This is a genomic window from Sphingobium sp. WR1, assembly GCF_059693745.1.
The window spans coordinates 1-19324 of the sequence record NZ_JCATID010000008.1 but is presented as its reverse complement, the minus strand read 5'-3'; the positions used below and the strand labels follow the sequence as shown (position 1 = coordinate 19324).

19 protein-coding genes and 1 tRNA gene are annotated in these 19324 nt (G+C 63.9%); 11 read left to right on the top strand and 9 right to left on the bottom strand.

Going from position 1 to position 19324, the window contains the following annotated elements; translation table 11 throughout:
* Positions 1–59 precede the first annotated feature (59 nt).
* On the top strand, positions 60–1133 hold the full coding sequence (locus tag AC58EF_RS11665) for a LacI family DNA-binding transcriptional regulator (RefSeq protein ID WP_497276410.1): 1074 nt from the start codon (positions 60–62) through the stop codon (positions 1131–1133).
* 89 nt (positions 1134–1222) lie between these two features.
* Here the strand turns inward: AC58EF_RS11665 and purB are convergent, their stop codons facing one another.
* Entirely contained in the window at positions 1223–2539 is a 1317-nt protein-coding gene (purB, locus tag AC58EF_RS11660; RefSeq protein ID WP_497276408.1) for an adenylosuccinate lyase, read from the bottom strand.
* Positions 2540–2810: 271 nt separating this feature from the next.
* Here purB and AC58EF_RS11655 point away from each other — a divergent pair, with 271 nt between their 5' ends.
* The gene (locus tag AC58EF_RS11655; protein ID WP_497276407.1) at positions 2811–3272 is read left to right on the top strand and encodes an EF-hand domain-containing protein; all 462 of its coding nucleotides are present in this window, start codon (positions 2811–2813) and stop codon (positions 3270–3272) included.
* 156 nt (positions 3273–3428) lie between these two features.
* On the opposite strand, the gene AC58EF_RS11650 is transcribed toward AC58EF_RS11655, so the two are convergent.
* On the bottom strand, positions 3429–3620 hold the full coding sequence (locus AC58EF_RS11650) for a hypothetical protein (RefSeq protein ID WP_497276406.1): 192 nt from the start codon (positions 3618–3620) through the stop codon (positions 3429–3431).
* Positions 3621–3784: 164 nt separating this feature from the next.
* Here AC58EF_RS11650 and AC58EF_RS11645 point away from each other — a divergent pair, with 164 nt between their 5' ends.
* The 7 genes from AC58EF_RS11645 to pyrF all read left to right on the top strand — a co-directional run bounded on the left by AC58EF_RS11645 (position 3785) and on the right by pyrF (position 10035).
* Positions 3785–4924, top strand: coding sequence for a fumarylacetoacetate hydrolase family protein (locus AC58EF_RS11645; RefSeq protein ID WP_497276405.1), 1140 nt, complete (start codon positions 3785–3787; stop codon positions 4922–4924).
* Complete coding sequence (gene xylB / locus AC58EF_RS11640) at positions 4921–5679, top strand: D-xylose 1-dehydrogenase (protein ID WP_497276404.1); 759 nt, start codon at positions 4921–4923, stop codon at positions 5677–5679. The genes AC58EF_RS11645 and xylB overlap by 4 nt, the downstream gene beginning before the upstream one ends.
* A gap of 1 nt (position 5680) precedes the next feature.
* Positions 5681–6556, top strand: coding sequence for an SMP-30/gluconolactonase/LRE family protein (locus AC58EF_RS11635; RefSeq protein WP_497276568.1), 876 nt, complete (start codon positions 5681–5683; stop codon positions 6554–6556).
* 21 nt (positions 6557–6577) lie between these two features.
* Positions 6578–7990 (top strand): sugar porter family MFS transporter, encoded by a 1413-nt coding sequence (locus AC58EF_RS11630; RefSeq protein ID WP_497276403.1) that lies wholly within the window; start codon positions 6578–6580, stop codon positions 7988–7990.
* A 32-nt stretch (positions 7991–8022) separates the two neighbouring features.
* The gene (locus AC58EF_RS11625; protein ID WP_497276401.1) at positions 8023–8877 is read left to right on the top strand and encodes an aldose 1-epimerase; all 855 of its coding nucleotides are present in this window, start codon (positions 8023–8025) and stop codon (positions 8875–8877) included.
* Between the two features lie 136 nt (positions 8878–9013).
* Positions 9014–9364, top strand: a complete 351-nt coding sequence (locus tag AC58EF_RS11620) for a lipopolysaccharide assembly protein LapA domain-containing protein (RefSeq protein ID WP_497276399.1) — start codon at positions 9014–9016, stop codon at positions 9362–9364.
* Positions 9361–10035 (top strand): orotidine-5'-phosphate decarboxylase, encoded by a 675-nt coding sequence (gene pyrF, locus AC58EF_RS11615; RefSeq protein ID WP_497276398.1) that lies wholly within the window; start codon positions 9361–9363, stop codon positions 10033–10035. Before AC58EF_RS11620 ends, pyrF begins: the two co-directional genes overlap by 4 nt.
* Positions 10036–10114: 79 nt before the next feature.
* Here pyrF and AC58EF_RS11610 read toward each other — a convergent pair whose 3' ends face one another.
* The 7 genes from AC58EF_RS11610 to AC58EF_RS11580 all read right to left on the bottom strand — a co-directional run bounded on the left by AC58EF_RS11610 (position 10115) and on the right by AC58EF_RS11580 (position 18546).
* Positions 10115–11227 (bottom strand): Ca2+-dependent phosphoinositide-specific phospholipase C, encoded by a 1113-nt coding sequence (locus AC58EF_RS11610; RefSeq protein WP_497276397.1) that lies wholly within the window; start codon positions 11225–11227, stop codon positions 10115–10117.
* Entirely contained in the window at positions 11227–13863 is a 2637-nt protein-coding gene (locus AC58EF_RS11605) for a TonB-dependent receptor (protein WP_497276395.1), read from the bottom strand. The genes AC58EF_RS11610 and AC58EF_RS11605 overlap by 1 nt, the downstream gene beginning before the upstream one ends.
* Positions 13864–14013: 150 nt before the next feature.
* Complete coding sequence (locus AC58EF_RS11600; protein ID WP_497276394.1) at positions 14014–14511, bottom strand: Csu type fimbrial protein; 498 nt, start codon at positions 14509–14511, stop codon at positions 14014–14016.
* Positions 14508–16838: a fimbria/pilus outer membrane usher protein gene (locus AC58EF_RS11595; protein WP_497276393.1), complete on the bottom strand. Its 2331-nt coding sequence runs from the start codon at positions 16836–16838 to the stop codon at positions 14508–14510. The genes AC58EF_RS11600 and AC58EF_RS11595 overlap by 4 nt, the downstream gene beginning before the upstream one ends.
* Positions 16819–17523, bottom strand: coding sequence for a fimbrial biogenesis chaperone (locus AC58EF_RS11590; RefSeq protein WP_497276566.1), 705 nt, complete (start codon positions 17521–17523; stop codon positions 16819–16821). Before AC58EF_RS11590 ends, AC58EF_RS11595 begins: the two co-directional genes overlap by 20 nt.
* A gap of 44 nt (positions 17524–17567) precedes the next feature.
* Positions 17568–18098 carry a Csu type fimbrial protein gene (locus AC58EF_RS11585; protein WP_497276392.1) on the bottom strand — a complete coding sequence of 177 codons (531 nt, stop codon included), beginning with the start codon at positions 18096–18098 and terminating at the stop codon, positions 17568–17570.
* 139 nt (positions 18099–18237) lie between these two features.
* Entirely contained in the window at positions 18238–18546 is a 309-nt protein-coding gene (locus AC58EF_RS11580; protein ID WP_497276390.1) for a hypothetical protein, read from the bottom strand.
* Positions 18547–18910: 364 nt separating this feature from the next.
* Here AC58EF_RS11580 and AC58EF_RS11575 point away from each other — a divergent pair.
* Positions 18911–18985 (top strand) — tRNA-Asn (locus AC58EF_RS11575).
* Between the two features lie 43 nt (positions 18986–19028).
* Positions 19029–19324, top strand: a 296-nt coding sequence (locus AC58EF_RS11570) for a hypothetical protein (RefSeq protein ID WP_497276389.1), incomplete at its 3' end; no start/stop codon positions are given.

Sequence of the window (19324 nt, the reverse complement as noted above, 5' to 3'; positions counted from 1 at the left end):
GGGTGATGTCGCTACCATTTCGATAACGACATCACCCGCTCCAGAAGAAGGGCGCCGCCTTGACCGACACACGCACCTCCCGCCGCCAGCGCAACGCGCCGACCATCAACGACGTCGCCCGCCACGCCGGCGTCTCCCCGATGACAGTGTCGCGCGTCATCAACGGCGAACAGGTGGTGAAGGCCGAAACCCGCGCCAAGGTGGAAGAGGCGATCAAGGCGCTTAACTACGCCCCCAGCGCCGCCGCGCGCAGCCTGGCGGGCGGCGACGAGACGCGGATCGGCCTGCTCTACAGCAACCCGTCCGCTTCCTATCTCAGCGAATTTCTGGTCGGCAGCCTGGATCAGGCGAGCCGCAGCGGCGTCGACCTGGTCGTGGAGAAATGGGACGAGCAGACATCGGTCCAGTCGGTGGTCGACCATCTGCTGCGCGGCCGGATCGACGGGGTCGTGCTGCCGCCGCCGCTGTGCGACCTGGAGGAGATGGTGGAGGCGCTGGCCGCCGCCGATATTCCCGCCGTCGCAGTGGCCACCGGCCGCCCGCCCGTCGATCTTTCCGCGGTCAGCATCGATGACCGGCAAGCCGCCTATGAAATGACCCGGCACCTGATCGCGCTGGGCCATGCGCGCATCGGTTTCGTCAAGGGCAACCCCAACCAGACCGCCAGCGCCAAGCGTTTCGAGGGCTATGTCGCGGCGATGCAGGAAGCGGGTCTCAAGATCGAGGACGAGTTGATCGCGCAGGGCTATTTCACCTACCGGTCCGGGCTGGACGCAGCCGAGCATATCCTCTCGCTCATCGATCCGCCGACCGCCATCTTCGCCAGCAATGACGACATGGCCGCTGCGACCGTGGCGATCGCCCACCGCAACGGGCTGGACGTGCCGGGCGACCTGACCGTCTGCGGCTTCGACGACAGTTCGCTGGCGACGACGATCTGGCCGGAACTGACCACGATCCGCCAGCCGATCAGCGCGATGTCGCGCGCGGCAGTGGAGGTGCTGGTGCGGCGGCTGAAGGGCCGCAAGGGACAGAAGACGCAAAGCGTCGAGCATCTGGTGCTCGACCATGCGCTGATCCGGCGCCAGTCGGACGCCGCGCCGAGGATGCGGCCGCGGATGGGGGGCAGGTAAAGACCTCCGTTCGCTTCGAGCGCAGTCGAGAAGCGGATAAGACAGTGCTTCCCGTTTCTCGACTTCGCTCGAAACGAACGGATGTGGGCTTAAACCTCGCCGAACACCCGCTGGAAGATCGTGTCGACCTGACGGAAATGATAATCGAGGTTGAACTTGTCCTCGATCTCCTGCGCGGAGAGCGCGGCGGCGACATCCTCGTCGGCCTTGAGCAGTTCCATCAGCGACAACTGGCCGTCCGATTCCCAGACCTTCATCGCGTTACGCTGAACATAGCGATAGCTGTCCTCGCGGCTCACACCCGCCTGGGTCAGGGCCAGCAGCACGCGCTGCGAGTGGACCAGGCCGCCCATCTTGTCGAGATTCTTCATCATCCGCTCGGGGTAAACGAGCAGCTTGTCGATCACCCCGGTCAGGCGGCCGAGCGCGAAGTCGAGGGTGATGGTCGCGTCCGGGCCGATATAGCGCTCGACCGACGAATGGCTGATGTCGCGCTCATGCCACAGCGCCACATTCTCCATCGCGGGCATGGCGTAGCTGCGCACCATGCGGGCGAGGCCGGTGAGATTTTCGGTCAGCACCGGGTTGCGCTTGTGCGGCATGGCGCTGCTGCCCTTCTGGCCGGGCGAGAAATATTCCTCAGCTTCCAATACTTCGGTGCGCTGGAGGTGGCGGACCTCGACGGCGAGACGCTCGATCGAGGAGGCGATGACGCCCAAGGTCGCGAAGAACATGGCATGGCGATCGCGCGGGATGACCTGGGTCGACACCGGCTCGATCGCGAGGCCCAGCTTCTGCGCGACATGCTCCTCGACGCGGGGATCGATATTGGCGAAGGTGCCGACCGCACCCGAAATGGCGCAGGTGGCGACTTCGGCGCGGGCCGCGATCAGGCGGGTCTTGCACCGGCTGAATTCGGCATAGGCTTCGGCCATCTTGAGGCCGAACGTCACCGGCTCGGCGTGGATACCGTGGCTGCGGCCGATGGTCGGGGTCAGCTTATGCTCGAAGGCGCGGCGCTTGATGACGTCGAGCAGCTTGTCCAGATCCTCGATCAATATGTCGGCGGCGCGGGCCAGTTGGACGGCAAGGCAGGTGTCCAGCACGTCCGAAGACGTCATGCCCTGATGCATGAAGCGGGCTTCGTCGCCCACCTGTTCGGCGACCCAGGTGAGGAAGGCGATGACGTCATGCTTGGTGACGGCCTCGATCGCGTCGATCGCGGGGACGTCGATGGCGGGGTTGGTCGCCCACCAGTCCCACAGCGCCTTCGCCGCCGACGGCGGGACGACGCCCAGTTCGCCCAGCTTCTCGGTCGCGTGCGCCTCGATCTCGAACCAGATTTTGAACCGGGCCTCGGGTTCCCAGAGGGCGGTCATTTGCGGGCGGGCGTAACGGGGGACCATGGGCGAATCCTGCGGCTGGAGGGACTGTCGCCGCGCCGCCTAGCAGCCCCGTCCCGACCTAGCAAATGATGGCGGCGCATTCCGTCCCCGCTTCCATTTCCGCAGTCGCAACAGCGAAAAAGTTGAATCGAGCCATTTGGCATGACGAATGACGCAAGATGAACGGATATTCAGGAACAATAGAGCGGCTTCAACTATTATCTTCTCACGAATTCATGAGTCGGCGGGGCACGCTCTGCTTGTCCGCACGGTCGCATAATAGGAGATCGCAATGATCCGCTCGTTTTTGTTCACCACGGCGCTGGCCGTCGCCGCGCCGGCCATGGCGCAGCAGGCTACCAGCCCGGATCAGGGCGCCATGCCTCAATCGACGCAGCCGGCCACGCCCGCCTCCCCCGCCCAGCCGCAGCCCGCCCAGCCGCAGCCCGCCACGCCGGCCCAGCCTGCTCAGCCGGCAGCCCCGGCCAATCCGGGGAACACGGTGGCATCGATCGTCGACAGCGAATTTCCGGCCTATGACGCCAATAGCGACGGCCAGCTCGACAAAGCGGAATTTTCCCGCTGGATGGTGGCGCTCAAGGATCAGGAGATGAAGGCGACCGGCAAGACGCTGCCTGCTGAGCAGGTCACGGCCTGGGCCGATGGCGCTTTCACCAGCGCGGATTCGGACAAGAGCACGACCATCAGCAAGCCCGAGCTGATCAGCTATCTGAGCGGCGGCGCGGCTGGATAAACAGCTTGGACAAATAGCGAAGTTCCCCGCCGGTCACGAAGGCGGAAAAGAACCCGGAACGGGTCGCATGATGGGGCGGCATGGAGCGAAGGCCATGCCGCCCATTTTTTTCCAGAGCACAATATTTGATCGGGAGGGCCGATACGATCCTCCGGATCAGCCCTTCCTGCGCGCGTAGAGCAGCGCCGCGACGATCGCGGCCGATCCGATGCCGACGGCGGTACCCATCCAGACGCCCTTGCCGGCGGACTTGCGCGCGGCGCCGGCGAGATCGGCCTTTTCAGCGGCGGGGGTTGCGGGAGCGGCGGTTGCGCCGGTTGCCGGCGCGCTGTCTTCGGTCTTGCTCATGGTCCCTACAGCTATGCCCCAAAGCGGCGGGCCGGAAAAGACCGAACCGTCCCCTCCCTACGACTTTCCGATGACGCGCCTTTTGCGCAACACCTCTTGACTCTGCGGCCCGTTCCATGTTGGTAGCGCTATCAATTAACAACCATCCGCTTTAGGAGTTGATGATGCCGGGCGATGTTTCCCTGCTCGATTGCCTGCCCACCGACTGGCGTGAGGGCCTGTTCATCGGCCGCGTCCAGACCGCCGCCGGCCCCAGCCCGATCCTCGTGGCTGGCGGCATCGCCCATGACATGAGCCGGGTCGCGCCGACCGTCGCGCAACTGGTGGAAAAGCTGCCCCTGTCCGCCGCGGCCGGGGAGGTGCTCGGCCCGCTCGAAATGCTCGACCTGCCGCTGCTCAGTCCGATCGACCTGCAATGCGTCAAGGCCTGCGGCGTGACCTTCGCCCTGTCCGCGCTGGAGCGCGTGATCGAGGAGCGCGCGCGCGGCGACGCAAGTGCCGCCGCCGACATTCGTGGCCGACTGGAAGACCGGGTGGGCGGATCGATCCGCGCCGTCGTGCCGGGGACGCAGGAAGCCGCCGCACTCAAGGCCGCGCTGATCGAAGACGGCCTCTGGTCGCAATATCTGGAGGTCGCGATCGGCCCGGACGCAGAGGTCTTCACCAAGGCGCCGGTCCTGTCGACCGTAGGCCTGGGCGCGGAGATCGGCATCCGGTCCGATTCCACCTGGAACAACCCGGAGCCGGAGGTCGTGCTGCTGGTCAATGCCGCTGGGACAGCTATCGGCGCGACGCTGGGCAATGATGTCAACCTGCGCGATTTCGAGGGCCGATCGGCCCTGCTGCTCGGCAAGGCGAAGGACAATAATGCGTCCTGCTCGCTCGGGCCGCTGATCCGTCTGTTCGATGCCGGCTTCACCATCGACGATGTCCGCAACGCCGAAGTCGAACTGACTATCGACGGGCCGGAAGGCTATCGCCTCGAAGGCACGAGCAGCATGAACCAGATCAGCCGCGATCCGCTGGAACTGGTGCGCCAGACATTGTCGGAACATCAATATCCCGACGGTTTCACCCTGTTCCTGGGCACCCTCTTCGCTCCCGTGCGGGACCGTGACGAGCCGGGCCGCGGCTTCACCCACAAGGTCGGCGACGTCGTCGCCATCTCGACCCCGCGCCTGGGCAAGCTGGTGAACAAAGTGGTCACGTCGAAAGACGCCGCGCCCTGGACCTGGGGCCTCGCCGCCCTGATGAGCAATCTTGCCACACGCGGCCTGCTGACCGCCCAGAAGGAAACCGCATGAACCGCGCCATCTATCCGAGTCTGAAGGGCAAGAGTGTCTTCATTTCCGGCGGCGGCAGCGGCATCGGCGAGGGCCTGGTCGAGGCGTTCGCAGGGCAAGGCGCGCATGTCGCCTTCTGCGACATCGCCGTGGCAGAGAGCGAGGCGCTGGTCGCCCGCCTGTCCGGCGCGGCCTTCACGCCGATCTTCCATGCCGTCGACCTGCGCGACATTGACGCAGTGCAGGCGATGATCGGCACGGTCGAGCAGCAGCTGGGCGGGATCGACGTCCTGATCAACAATGCCGCCAATGACGATCGTCACACGATCGCGGAAGTCACGCCTGCCTATTGGGACGAGCGGATGGCCGTCAATCTGCGCCATCTCTTCTTCGCGGCGCAGGCAGCCGTGCCGGCGCTCAAGCGCGCGGGCGGCGGGGTGATCCTGAATTTCGGCTCGATCAGCTGGCACCTCGCCCTGCCCGACCTCACGCTCTACCAAACCGCCAAAGCCGCGATCGAGGGGCTGACCCGCAGCCTCGCGCGCGATCTGGGCCGCGACAATATCCGCGTCAACACCATCATCCCCGGCAACGTGAAGACGGTGCGCCAGGAAAAATGGTACACGGCCGAAGGCGAGGCAGAGATCGTCGCGGCGCAGTGCCTGGACGGCCGCATCCTTCCGCAAGACGTCGCCGCGCTGGCGATGTTCCTGGCGTCGGACGATGCGCGCTATTGCACCGGGCATGACTATTTCATCGATGCCGGCTGGCGCTGAGATGACGGGCGCCGATCCGCACAGCATCCTGTCGGTCGGCGCGACGCTGGGCGAAGGGCCGGTCTGGGTGGCGCGCGACGCCGCCCTGTGGTTCGTCGACATAAAGGGCCATCGCATCCACCGCTATGACCCGGCGCTGGATGTCGGCCGCAGTTGGGCGGCGCCCGGACAGGTCGGCTGGATCCTGCCCACCGCCGACGGGCTGTTCGCGGTCGGGCTGCAATCGGGCGTGCATCGTTTCGATCCAGCGCAGAACAGCTTTTCGCTGATCCACACCCCCGAAGCGCATCTGCCCGGCAATCGCCAGAATGACGCCTGCGTCGCGCCCGACGGCGCGCTCTGGTTCGGGACGATGGACGATGCGGAGGCGGCCGACAGCGGCTATTTCTACCGCTTCCACAAGGACGATTGCATCGAAACCGGCCTGCCCGCCGTCTCGATCACCAATGGCCCCGCTTTCTCCCCCGATGGCCGCACCCTCTATCACACCGACACGCTGGGCAGGCGCATCTGGCGCACCGGCCTGACGGAGGACGGAACGGTCGGCAACACCACCCTGTTCGCGAAGATCGAGGATGGCGCGGGCTATCCCGACGGGCCGACGGTCGATGCCGAAGGCTGCCTGTGGACCGGCCTGTTCGGTGGATGGGCGGTGCGCCGCTATGATCCGGCGGGCAAGCTGATGCGCGAAATCCGCTTCCCCGTCGCCAACATCACCAAGATCGCCTTCGGCGGCCCGGACCTGGCGACCGCCTATGCGACGACGGCGCGCAAGGGGCTGGACATGACAGCGTTGACAGAGCAAGTCCTGGCAGGCGATCTGTTCGCCTTCGATCCCGGCGTCGCCGGGCTGCCGGGCCGTGTCGCAACGATATAAAAGAGCTGGAAGGAACAAGGAATGACAGAGGGGAGCGCCGAGAGGGTCAACATGGCCTTCATCGCCGCGATCGTGGCCGTGGCGACGATCGGCGGCTTCATGTTCGGCTATGATTCGGGCGTCATCAACGGCACGCAGAAAGGGCTGGAAAGCGCCTTCGACCTGGGCAAGCTGGGCATCGGCGTCAATGTCGGCGCGATCCTGGTCGGGTCATCGATCGGCGCGTTCGGCGCGGGCCGCATGGCCGACCTGATCGGCCGGCGCGGCGTGATGATGGCCGCCGCCATCCTGTTCCTCGTCAGCGCGCTGCTCGCCGGCGCGGCCGGTTCCTCCGCCATCTTCATCATCGCCCGCATCATCGGCGGCCTGGGCGTCGGCGCGGCGAGCGTGATCTCACCCGTCTATATCTCCGAAGTCACCCCCGCCGCCGTGCGCGGGCGGCTGTCGTCGGTGCAGCAGGTGATGATCATCTCCGGTCTCACCGGCGCCTTCATCGCCAATTTCGTGCTGGCCCGCTATGCTGGCGGATCGACCGCGCCGCTGTGGTTCGACTTCCCGGCCTGGCGCTGGATGTTCTGGTTGCAGGCGATCCCGGCCGCCATCTACTTTCTCGCCCTGCTCGTCATCCCCGAAAGCCCCCGCTACCTCGTCGCGCGCGGGCAGGAAGAACGCGCCCATGCCGTGCTGACCCGTCTGTTCGGCGCGGAGGCGGCGACGCGCAAGGTCGCCGAAATCCGCGCCAGCCTGGCCGCCGACCATCATCGCCCGAAGCTGTCCGACCTGATCGACAAGGCCAGCGGCAAGGTGCGCCCGATCGTCTGGACCGGCATCGGCCTCGCCGTCTTCCAGCAGCTGGTCGGCATCAACGTCGTCTTCTATTATGGCGCGACCCTGTGGGAAGCCGTGGGCTTCGCCGAGGATTATGCGCTTCAGATCAACATCATTTCCGGCGTGCTTTCGATCGGCGCCTGCCTCGCCACCATCGCGCTGGTCGACCGGATCGGCCGCAAGCCGCTGCTGCTGATCGGTTCGGCGGGCATGGCGGTGACGCTGGCGACGGTCGCCTATGCCTTCTCCACCGCCGTCACCGGCGCGGACGGCGCGGTGAGCCTGCCCGGCAATAATGGCGTGATCGCACTGGTCGCGGCGAACCTCTATGTGATCTTCTTCAACATGAGCTGGGGTCCGATCATGTGGGTCATGCTGGGCGAGATGTTCCCGAACCAGATCCGCGGATCGGGTCTGGCCATCGCTGGCTTTGCCCAGTGGATCGCCAATGCGGTGGTGTCGGTCAGCTTCCCCTCGCTCGTGACCTGGCCGGGCCTCGCCGCCGCCTATGTCGGTTATGCGCTGTTCGCCCTCATCTCCTTCTTCTTCGTGCGCGCCATGGTCCATGAGACCAAGGGCCGCGAGCTTGAGGATATGGTCGGCTGAGCCAGGAAGCCATCATCCTGCGGGCGGAAGGGTTGGAAGCGGCCCTTTCGCCCGCGATCGGCGGTTCGCTGCTGCATCTGGCGCTGGACGGCGTCGACCTGATGCGGCGCGCGCCCGAAGGCGCCGGGGATCCGCTCGCCATGGCCAGCTTCCCGCTCGTCCCCTATGCCAATCGTATTGCGGACGGACGCTTCGCCGTCGATGGGACGCACTATCAGCTTCCCCTCAATTTCGGCGATCATTCGCACAGCATCCACGGCTTTGGCTGGCAGACGAACTGGACAGCGAAAGCGACAAGCGCCGGGTCGGCGGAGCTGGTGCAGGCGCATGACGGCGATGCCGGCTGGCCCTGGCCCTATCGCGCCGAACAGCAGGTGACGCTCACCCCGTCGAGATTGTCCATGTCGTTGTCGGTCGAGAATGTCGGCGACCGTCCGATGCCGCTCGGCCTCGGCTTCCATCCCTATTTCGCGGCGGATGCGGCGACCACGCTCCGCTTCGACGCCCGCAGCCTTTGGCTCTCCACCCCCGACATGCTGCCCGAGCGTGAAGTTCCCGCCGACGCGCTGGGCGACTGGTCGCTGCCTGCGATCGTCCGCGGCGACAGGCTGATCGACAATGTCTATGGCGGCTGGAGCGGCAGCGCCATCGTCACGCGCGGCGACGGGCTGCGCCTGAACCTGACCGCCATCGGCGCGGACTGGCTGCATGTCTATCGCCCGCCCGACAGCGCCGATTTCTGCCTGGAGCCGGTCAGCCACATGCCCGACGCGATCAATCGTGGCGGCATGGCGACGGTCGCGCCCGGCGCGGTCGCACAGCTTTCCATGACCATCGTCATCGACAGGATCGATCGGACGCTTTGGGAATCGGGCAGGACCGAATAGGGCGATCCGGGGTCCGATTACCCCGGAATCGACAGCGCCATTTCCGGTTTCGCGCATTTTCCGACCCGCCGGGTGTTTCCACCCGGCTCGAAAATGCTCTAAGCTGCCGTAAACAAGCAGCAAGGGGTTTAAGCCTATGCAATTTCTGCGGACAGCCTTCTGGGTCGTCATCGCCGTGGCGCTCGCCTTCTTCTGCATGGCGAATTATGTCCCCGTGACCGTGCGTCTGTGGGGCGATCTGGTGATGGAAACCAAGCTGCCCGTTCTGTTGATCGGCGCCTTCCTGCTGGGGGCGCTGCCCTTCTGGGTGATGGCGCGGGCGACACGCTGGCGGCTGAAGCGCCGGCTGGACAGCAGCGAGCGGGCGCTCGCCGCCGCGACCGCCGCCGCCACGCCGCCATCCCCGCCCGCGCTTGCGGACACCACTTCCGCCGCGGCGGGCACGGACGCCCCTCTTTATCCTTCCAGCATCACAGGACCAGCATGAGCAGCCCCATCTATGTCGCCATCGATACGCCCGACCTCGCCAGGGCGCAGGCCCTTGCCGGGCAGGTGCGGCATCATGTCGGCGGGCTGAAGCTGGGCCTGGAATTTTTTTGCGCCCATGGCCATCATGGCGTGCTTGAGATGATGAAGTTCGGCCTGCCGATCTTTCTGGATCTGAAACTCCACGACATTCCCAACACGGTGGCGAAGGCGGTGCAGGCGCTGCACATGCTGGAGCCGGCGGTCCTGACCGTCCATGCCGCGGGCGGCCGCGCCATGCTGGAAGACGCCAAGGCCGCGGCGGGCGTCAATACCAAGGTCGTGGCAGTGACCGTGCTGACCAGCCTGGACAATGGCGACCTGCTCGACATCGGCGTCGGCGGGAAAGCGGAGGATCAGGTCCGTCGCCTCGCCGATCTGGCGCAGAGCGCGGGCCTCGACGGCATCGTCTGCTCCGGTGAGGAGGTCGCGATCGCCAAGGCGGCGTGGAATGACGGTTATTTCGTGGTGCCGGGCGTCCGCCCCGCCGGCGGCGCGCTGGGCGACCAGAAGCGGGCGGTGACGCCCCGCGAGGCGCTGGACCGGGGCGCCTCCATGCTGGTGATCGGCCGCCCGATCAGCCTGGCGGAAAATCCCGACATGGCCGCGCGCGAGATCGAGGCGACGCTTTAGGGGATTGCGGCTAATTCGCTGTGCGAACATCGGCGAGATCTGCCCGTTTTCAATGCAAGCGCGTCGGCCGCGCGGCTTCTCAAGGCGCCACCGAACATTCAGCGGCGATCCGCACAGGGTTGCATCGCGCCATCGCGCCTTCCGGTAGCGTAATCGAAAAACCCGTCTTCAACGGATCAGGCGCGCCGGGATAATAGTCCGTGCTGACCGCCTGAGCGCCGCTCGCCATAGCAGCCTGCGCTTTGCGATGATCGCCGGCGCGGGCCTCGACCGTGTTCGCATCGGTGCGGGTGCGCACGATCACGCCCTGCCTGACCCAGTCACGGATCTTCGCGCCATCGACCAGCGGGTCCTGGACGATCTGGACGACGGATTCGGCCTGACCATCGGGATACCAGCCGAACATGGCGCGCCCGGCAAGCGAAGGATGACCCGCGCGATAGGCGTTGGATACCGCGTCCCGGACATCGAACAGGATGTAGATGCGACCGCGTGCGGCATCCAGGCTGGGCCACCCCCGGGTGCGCACGGCATCGCGCAGCGTCGCCATCCCGCCCCGCACTTCGTCCGGGGTGATGAGGCGCTTGCCGGGCAGGACAGATCGTATCTCCGCATCCAGCGCATCCAACAACGCCTTGTCCTCCAGCGGTAGCGGATTGCTGATGCCCTCCCGGTTGGACAGTGTATCCGCCGCGTTGAGGGTGATCATGATCGGCAGATGATCGGGATGCGCAAGCGACCATGCGTTCACCTGGCGCAGACACTGGACCAGGCTTACGCAGGTGCTGAGATAATCGACGTCGGGAATATGGAAGGTCTTAAAGCCCGGTTTGCTCATCGCCGCCCGATCAAAGCCAGTCTTCTCGCCAGCCTCCTGCGCCCACGTCGCCCCCTTGGGGCTGGCATAGCGCCCGCCCTGCGGATCGGCGAAAATATCCAGTTCCAGCTGGCGGACGCCAGCGTCCAGTTGCTCGGCCAGCGGCAGATGATAATAATCGAGCCCCTCGGCCAGCCTTGGCTCCATCGCCCGAATCCTGGCCATCACGGCAGCCGGTATCTCGGCCTTGAAGCTGTTGTGCGAACCCACGACCTGAATGTCGTTCATCGCGAGCGGCTTTGGGGCCGGCTCCGCCGCGCCGACCAATGTCGACGCGGTGGCGGCAAAGGCAGCGATCAGAGCAAGCCTGCGCATCAGAATTCGGTCCGAACGCCGAAGAGGAAGGTGCGCCCATAATATTGAATCTCGTTATAGCGCTCCTTGATTCCGTTGTAGGAATAGACCTTGGCCCCCGCGAGGTTGATCCCTTCGAGGCTTAGCAGCGTCTTGGGCAGAATGCGGAAGGACAGGTTGCCGTCGAGCGATCCGAACGGGGCGACATAGACCTCCGTCTGGGTGGTGCTGCCGTTGCTCGACAGGTAGCGGCCGCGCCACACATAGGACAGCCGCGCCGAGATCGGCCCCTTGTCGTAGAAACCGACAAGATTGTAGCTGTTCTTGGACAGGTTGATGAGCTGGTTGACGATCGGGCGCGCACCCGCGGTGTAGTTGGAACGCACCGACGTATGGGTGTAGGAGGCCTGGAAGCCGAGGCCGTCGAACGGCGCGGGCAGGAAGTCGAACACCTGATTATAGGCGGCCTCGACACCATAGACCTTGGCATCGCCGCCATTGACCTGGGTGCTCAGCAACACCGTGCCGCGGCCCGGAATGTCGATATTGACGTTCTGCGCAGTGATATAATCGTCCATCTTCTTGTAGAACACCGCCCCGGTCAGCGATGCGTTGGGGCGGAAATACCATTCCAGCGAACCGTCGAACTGAGTCGCGAGGAAGGGCTTCAGGTCAGGGTTGCCGCCGCTGGCCGTCGGCGCGTCGGTCGACACGCTGATCTGCGGCGCGGTCTGCGTCATGTTCGGGCGGGTCAGCACCCGGCTCGCGGCCAGGCGGCCGATCAGGTTCGACGTCAACTCGGCGCGCAGGTTGAAGCTGGGCAGCCAGTTGTTGAACTTTTGCGGGAAGCTGGCCGGTGTGGGCGTCGTGCCCAGCGTCAGCGTGCCGCTCGCCACCTGATCGGTATGGACGTAGCGCACGCCGAAATTGCCGCTGATGTCGATGCCGCCCAGCGGAAAGGCATAGTCGGCGCGGACATAGCCGCCGAAGATCTTCTCGGTAACGACATAGGATGCGCGAAGGTCGCCGGCGGTCAGCGGCGCATTGGCGATTGCGTCGCTGAACAGCGTGTCGTAGAAAGCGCTGGTGATCGGCACTGCCCAGCTGCGCGGAAAATTGCCGGACACGCCCGACAGGAAATCGTCGAACGGCAGCGCTTCATAACCACCCGGCACGACTTGCGAGATGGGCGGGTTGCCGGCGATGTTCACGGTGAAGTCCCGGCGCCAATAATCGCGTTTGCGCCAATGATATTCGCCGCCGGCCTGGATTTTCGTGATGATGCCATCGAGATCGCGGCCGACATCCAGCCGGGCGTAGGTGTCCCAGTCCTTGCTGTTTTTGGGCGCGATGTTGAAGGGATAGTAGATATAGCTGGCCGGGTTGGTGACATCGGCCGGCGTGCTGATCGTCGGCGCGACCTTGTAGCCGCCCGATGCGTCATAGGTGAGCGGCGCGATGATCTGCATCCGGCTGCGGACCGTGCCTTCGGCATAGCTGGGGTGGAAGCTGTGCGCGTAGGACCAGTTCACATTGGCCGCCACATGCCAGTCGCCCGGATTCCAGAGTTGCTTAAGGCCCACATTCACCAGGTCATGGCGGTTGAGGCTATATTCGCGCGACGCCATGAAACGGACATTGTTGATCGTCGCCCGCGTCACGGTATCGCCAACTATGGTGAAGGAACCGGGGACGATGCTGGTGCCCGGATCGTCGGGATAGATGTCGAGGCCGAACTCGTCATATTCGACGTCGAGCCGCGTCAGCGACACGTCCAGCGTCGTTTCCCACTCGGGCGACGGGCGCCACTGCGCCGACAACAGGCCCGACAGGCGTTTGCGATCCTCGGTCTCGACGGTGGGCCGCGTACGGGTCGGCGTATAATAGCTGCCACCCAATGTTCCTGCGAAGCGCGGGATGAGGTTCCAGCCGGTGTTATAGAAACGGTCGTTGCGCACCGACTTGGCCCAATATTGGGCGCCAACCAGGATGCCGAACCGATCGTCCCTGGTCGTGAAGCTGCTCAGCACGGTGGCGTTGGGCTTCACCTTCTCGGTCATGGTCGTGTAGGTGCCGCGCAGGTTCAATGTGGTCTTGGTGCCGACATCGAGCGGATGGAAGGTTTTCACGTCGATATTGCCGCCCAGCGCGCCCTCGGTCATGTCGGCGGTCGGCGTCTTGATGACGTCGATCTGCGAAACGAACTCGGCTGGCAGCATTTCAAACCGGAACTGACGGCCCTGGGCGCCGCCATTTTCGATCAGATCGTTGATCGCGACCGTGCGGCCATTGACCAGCGTGCTCTGGAATTGCGGACCCAGGCCCCGGACGCTCACATACAGGCCTTCGCCGCGCGGCCGCGTGATCGCCACACCAGTCACCAGTTGCAGCGCTTCGGCGACATTCTGCGTCGGGAACTTGCCGATGTCGGTGGAATTGATCGAGTCCACGCCATAGGCGGCCTTGCGCTTGGTTTCCGTCGCGGCGGCCAGGCTGCGCGCATAGGTGCCGGTGACGACGATCTCGCCCTCGTCCCCTGTATCGGCCGGGGTTCCGGCGGTCGGCGCAGCCGATTGTGCAAAGGCCGGCTGGGCCAGTGTCAGCGCAAAAACGGCAAGCGGAAGCGGTGCGCAAAGCAGGCGCGAAACAAGCGACATGCGGTGATCTCCCCTTTGGCTCTGGGCCAATAGGGGGCGGTTAGGCCGTTGTTATTGCGATATTGTGGCGCCAATATTTCAGTCAGAATTTCTAGCCCATTCTCTCGGCCGCAGTCCAATGCGTTATCCCGATCGATCCTAATCGGCCGTTCAGTAGGTCACAGTCACGGTGATCGTATCGCTATAGACGCCGCCCGATACATTCTGCGCAGGGCGGATGCGCGCATAGATGGTGGTGGTCTGATCAACAATGAGCAGAGCGAAAAAACTGCGCGCGACATCCAACGACCCACCTGTGCCATCGCCCCATATCTGGCTTCGCGTCGCGTTGGTGTAGAGGTTGTAGCCAAGGTTGGATGCGCCTTTTCGAAGGGTTCGCTGCGTATAGCTTCCAGACGAACCTGTGCTGAGGTCGATCGTATAGGAACCCGCGAGCGCCGCCAGGAGCGTGCAGCGCACACGCACCGACCCGGTGGAATCAGTGTCGGATGAGGACAAAGGATTATAGTTGCCGAAGCTGACCCCCGTTGCGGTCACTGTGCAACTGCAAAATGAGAGCGGGTTACATGCCGCCTGTGCTGGCGCAGGCATGAGCCATGGGGCCACAGCAAAAGCGGCCATGATCGCACTTGTGCGCCTGGTGATCATTGGCGTTCTCCCTGTTCCTGACAACGTAGTGGACCGACGCGGGGCAAAATCTCCGTAGTGGTTGGCTGATGGATGGTCGTGCGGCATGATCCTTCGGGAAGGTCGATAATCAGCGACATGCCCGGCCGCATGTCCGGCACGAAAACCTCGCCACCATAGCCTACAAACAGCCTCTCGCCGCTATCCGTGCGAACCGACGTGCCCGCGTCTACGGCTTTGCCGTCCGGCCGTTGCAGAAGGATCGTCGCCGGACGATCCTTCTCGACAGGGAAACGGGCGATGGCCGCCCCGCGATAGCGCGGCACCACGAACAGCGTGTCGCGGGGCATTCGCGTATCCAGCGGCAGGTCGGCCGGCGCGATGGCGACACGGTTCTGCTCATATGCGCGAAGATCGGGAATGATGGCGCGACCGTTACGGCCGGTGCGAGTGAGGAGCCGATTTTCCTGATAGATGCGTACATTGGGCAAATCGGGCACCTCGACCACCCCAACCGCATCCTCGACGCGCCGCGTTGTATGCAGGCCGCCTCCGGCAAGGAGCAGGCCGCCGCTGGCCAATAGCCTGACGCCGCTATCCGTCCCGAACCGCGCGGCCTCCATGCTGATCTCGCCCACGTCGCCGCGCCATTCGACTTCGGCCTGTTGCCGGTCGGTCTCACCGCTGCTGGCCGCGATGCGATAGCCCCATCCGCCTTCCGTGGGCGGGGTCGCGCGCACTTCGGCCAATATGTTGCGGCTGTCGGCCTGGGCATAGGCGCTGCTGCGCGGTCCGAATGGAATGGTGAAACCCACGCCGAAAGTGGTTTCCGCGCCGGCTCCTTCGACATCGCTCCTTATGGCGAATAGATTGGCATAGCCGCGTTGGCCGATTCCGACGCTGTAATTTGCCGAAGCCAACTGCGCGCGATTGCCGTCGGCGTAGCGCAGATCGGTATAGGCGATGCCAATATTTCCCCAGCGCCGCAACGACAGCCCGGCGGACGCCTGGAACTGATCGGTTATCCGCTCCCGATCGTCATCGATGCCGAGCTGGTCGAAATTGCGCGTGGCCTGCTGATAGCTGATCGCGACGTTCCAGTTCGGTGTGACCCGGCTGAATTGGACGCGGTAGAGGAAGCCACTGCCGTCTTCACCCTGCGATGCCGCGCCCGCCAGGCCGAATTCGCCCAGAGGCGTCCAGATCACATCCGCGCCCGCGCCCGCCATGCGGACATCGCCGCTGGCCTCCGCACGCATTTCGAGCGTCAGCCATGGGGTGACACCGTGCCGGACGCTGCCGGCGGCGAAGGGATTACGATAATCGAAGCTCCTGATGCCATAGTTACGGCGCTCGAATCCCGCCTCCAGCGACCAGGCGCTCAGGCCTTCGCTCAGAAGGCGGGAACTTACATAATAGGAGGAGGTGACGCGACGCTCCACGCCGAGCGCATCGCGGACAACGAGCGTGACGTCTCCCGAGCCGGTGACGAGTGGCACCTGGTTGATTGAAAAAGGCCCCTGATCCACTTCCGTCTGGAAGCGCAATGCGTCATTGACCAACAGTTCGACGTTGGAGGGAATGGCGGCCCGTCCCGCGAAGGCCGGCGTGGGAAAAGTAACAAGGCCAGGCTGAAGGCTGAACTCCGTCCCCCATCGCACACCACCAAAGCGAACCTGGCGCGACCAATCGCCCACGTCCGTCACCGTATCCCCGATGACGAGGCGCGTGAGACCGCGGGGATCGTCGCGCAGATAATAGCTGTCGAGCCGCGTTATCCCCTCGCCGCCGGTGCCCTGGCCAATCGCCACGGTGTTTGCGACCAGCCCCCAATCGTCGGAGACGCCTGCTTCGAGAAAGGCATTGCCCCTCAGCCCATCCCGATATTCGGCCGAAAGATCATAATTGAGGAAGGCGGCGAATGCGCCTTCCGTCGGTTGCGCATAGGGGGTGGAGGCCGAGACGCTCCGGGCCTCGAACAATTCGGCGGGAATCGCGAGTTGCAGCCGCTGGCCTGGCTCGTCGAATGTGGCGCTCGCGCCCGGCAGCGCACTCAGTGCAACATAGGCGTCGCCATCAATGACTATCGATCCGCCTGTGGGAACCCGTATCCGCCATCGAGCCAGGTCGGTGATCTGGAGAAGGAATGTTTCACCTCTCCGCGCCACGAGATAGTTGCCGTCGCGAGGGGCGCCATTGATTGTCACCGTCACCAGCAGTTGTTCCGACTCATCGGGAGGCGCTGCTCTATCCTCGGACGGCGGCGCGGAAACTTGCGCCCGCGCAGCGATCGGGTCAGCCAGGATGCAAAGCGCGCCCATGATGACCCTAGCGCCGGCTTGCTTCACGCGGTCCCGCCTCACTGACGAGTTGGGTGGAGATGCGTCCTTGGTCCGTCACAGCGTCAAGCTTGATGGATTGACCCGCGCGGGGTGGTCCACTGACGTCGAGCAGGATTTGGTTCGACGTGCCGGGTAGCAGATAGACAGAGAGATCGGCATTCCCCCTGGGCGTTCCGCCCTGATCCGCAAGGGTCAGGCGATTAATCTGCGCATGAGCGGCTCCGTCGTTGCGAACAGCGATCGCCATTTGCTTTGGTCCGGCGGGCCATGCGCGCCAACTCAATTGCACCTTGGCATTGGGGGCAGGCACGAAAATGGGAATGCTGATCCGCAGCAACGTTTGCACTTCGCCGGCTTTTACTGGCCTTTCGGTGGGCACCTCTTCCAGAAAGACACGATAGGCCTTTTCGGTCGCGCCAACGCTGGTTCGCAACCCAAAGCGCGCGATCTGCTCACCGCCCGGCGGCAATTCGAACTGCGCCGGATTGGCCAGCACGTCGCGTGTTTCATCAAACTTGTCCTCGCCATTCACTTGCCGCCAAGCGTAGACACGAAGTTGCACCCGCGAAGGTTCCGCGCCGTCATTGTGGATCATCATCGTCTGCACCGGGTCCTTTGCCGTCAGCATGACTCGGACGGGATAGACTTTGAGCGATCCGGCGACTGCAACGCCCGACGGCAACGGCGCCATCAACAGCGCTGCGGCGATACGCCAGAATGCGCGCATGGCGCGCTCTAATAATTTACGGTGACGGTGATCGTATCGGCATAGCCACCGGCGGGCACATTCTGGCCGGCGGGAACGCGGCCATAGACAGTGAGCGAGCTTGCCCCAACGGGCGCGGTGGTGGCGGGCGGCGTGTCGGTTCCCGGCGTGTTGCCCCAATTATTGGTGCGGCCCGCCTCGCGATAAAGCGCATAATTGAGGGCATTGGCCCCGCTCACCATTCGCCTGGTAGTGACGGTGGCGCCGCTCGCCGTGCCTGCGTTCAGCCCTACTGTGAAGGATGTCCCGACGGTGCAGAGCACGGAAAGGGTGCTGGTGGCGTCAAGCGCCGTGGCGGCTGTCGGATCATAATTTCCAAAGGCAAGCGGGTTGGCCGAAACAGAGCACGCCGTTTGGACGGTCGCGGTCACGGGAAAGGTGGTTGTGGTGGCCGCCGCCTGTGCTGACGTCGCACCGACGCCAGCACCGACGCCAGCGAAGGCAAACGCGAGAAGAATCCGATTTCTTTGACGCATATCGTCCCCCAAGGCCTGTTTCATTTTCCCCCTTGGCAACGCGCGACGTTGAAATAATTTCCCGGTGACAGGAAGTTAGCCCGTCCTTTCAACGCAATATTGAAACAACTCGTCCTCCGATAGTTTTGGAAATCGTCAAAAGCAGCGCCAACGGACGCAAGATTCAGAAAATAATTTCTGACCATGTGGGCGCGGCGACGTCTTCCTGAGCAGGAGGCGCAGGGTCGGTATTGCCGAGACGAAAGCGCTTTGTTCGCGGCACGATGCGCGGTTCTGGTTCGGCGGCGTTCGCGCACATTACAACAGGCGCCATCGCACCCTTGGCCACACCTGATGCAATGGCGCAGGGTGCGACCACGACCGCTCCGACGGTGAAGCGCCCCATTGTATTGGTGGCGAGAGCGGACGCCCCCCAGCAAGGCAGGGACGTCCCGAAAGCAAGGATCAATTTTCCGACATGAATTGCACGCATATACAGCTCCCTTGGAGAAACTGTAGAACGACAATATTGGCCTTCGCTTGCGCAATATGTTCAACGCGGGGGTAAGATATAGGGGTTCGCCACAGCGCGGAGCCTTTCCGCAGGCTGCCACAGCGGATTTTGCGGCGAGATATGAGCGCGGCATTCAAAGCTGATGCTGAACCCATCGGTGCAGGATCAGATTGTCACGGCCGGCTACAGCGGCCTCCAGACGATCCGCTGGCACGCATATGCCCGCCTTGTTCAAGGCCTTGAATCCATCCGCCTTTCCCGGATCTTTTTTTGCGGTGAAAGCTCTTGCCATTTCCCCCGTGCCGATGCATAGGCGCGGCCTGCCCGACGGAAGCCGGGTCGCTCCCCGATAGCTCAGCGGTAGAGCATTCGACTGTTAATCGAATGGCCGTAGGTTCGAATCCTACTCGGGGAGCCACACTCTTTCAGGGTGGTTTTGTGCGTGCAATTTCAATGCTTTAGTGTATGAAAGCACCAAAGATACAAAACCCCTTTTCCCGCAAACTACTGAATTCCCATTATTTTTTGTTCATATCCAAACTGGTGTGACCAAATGGGATGTGAACAATTTTGCGATGCACAGATGGAGCTTTGAGGACACGGCTTTCCGCCTTTCCGCGACCCTTTGTGGACGTTCAGCGGGTATTTTTGCCTCCCCAGGTGCAGACCGTCAGCTATCCGGCGGCTGTCGACCAAAACACGCCCTTCCTATGACACCTCTGGAAGGTCAGCTTTTGGTGACACAAAGGACATCCTT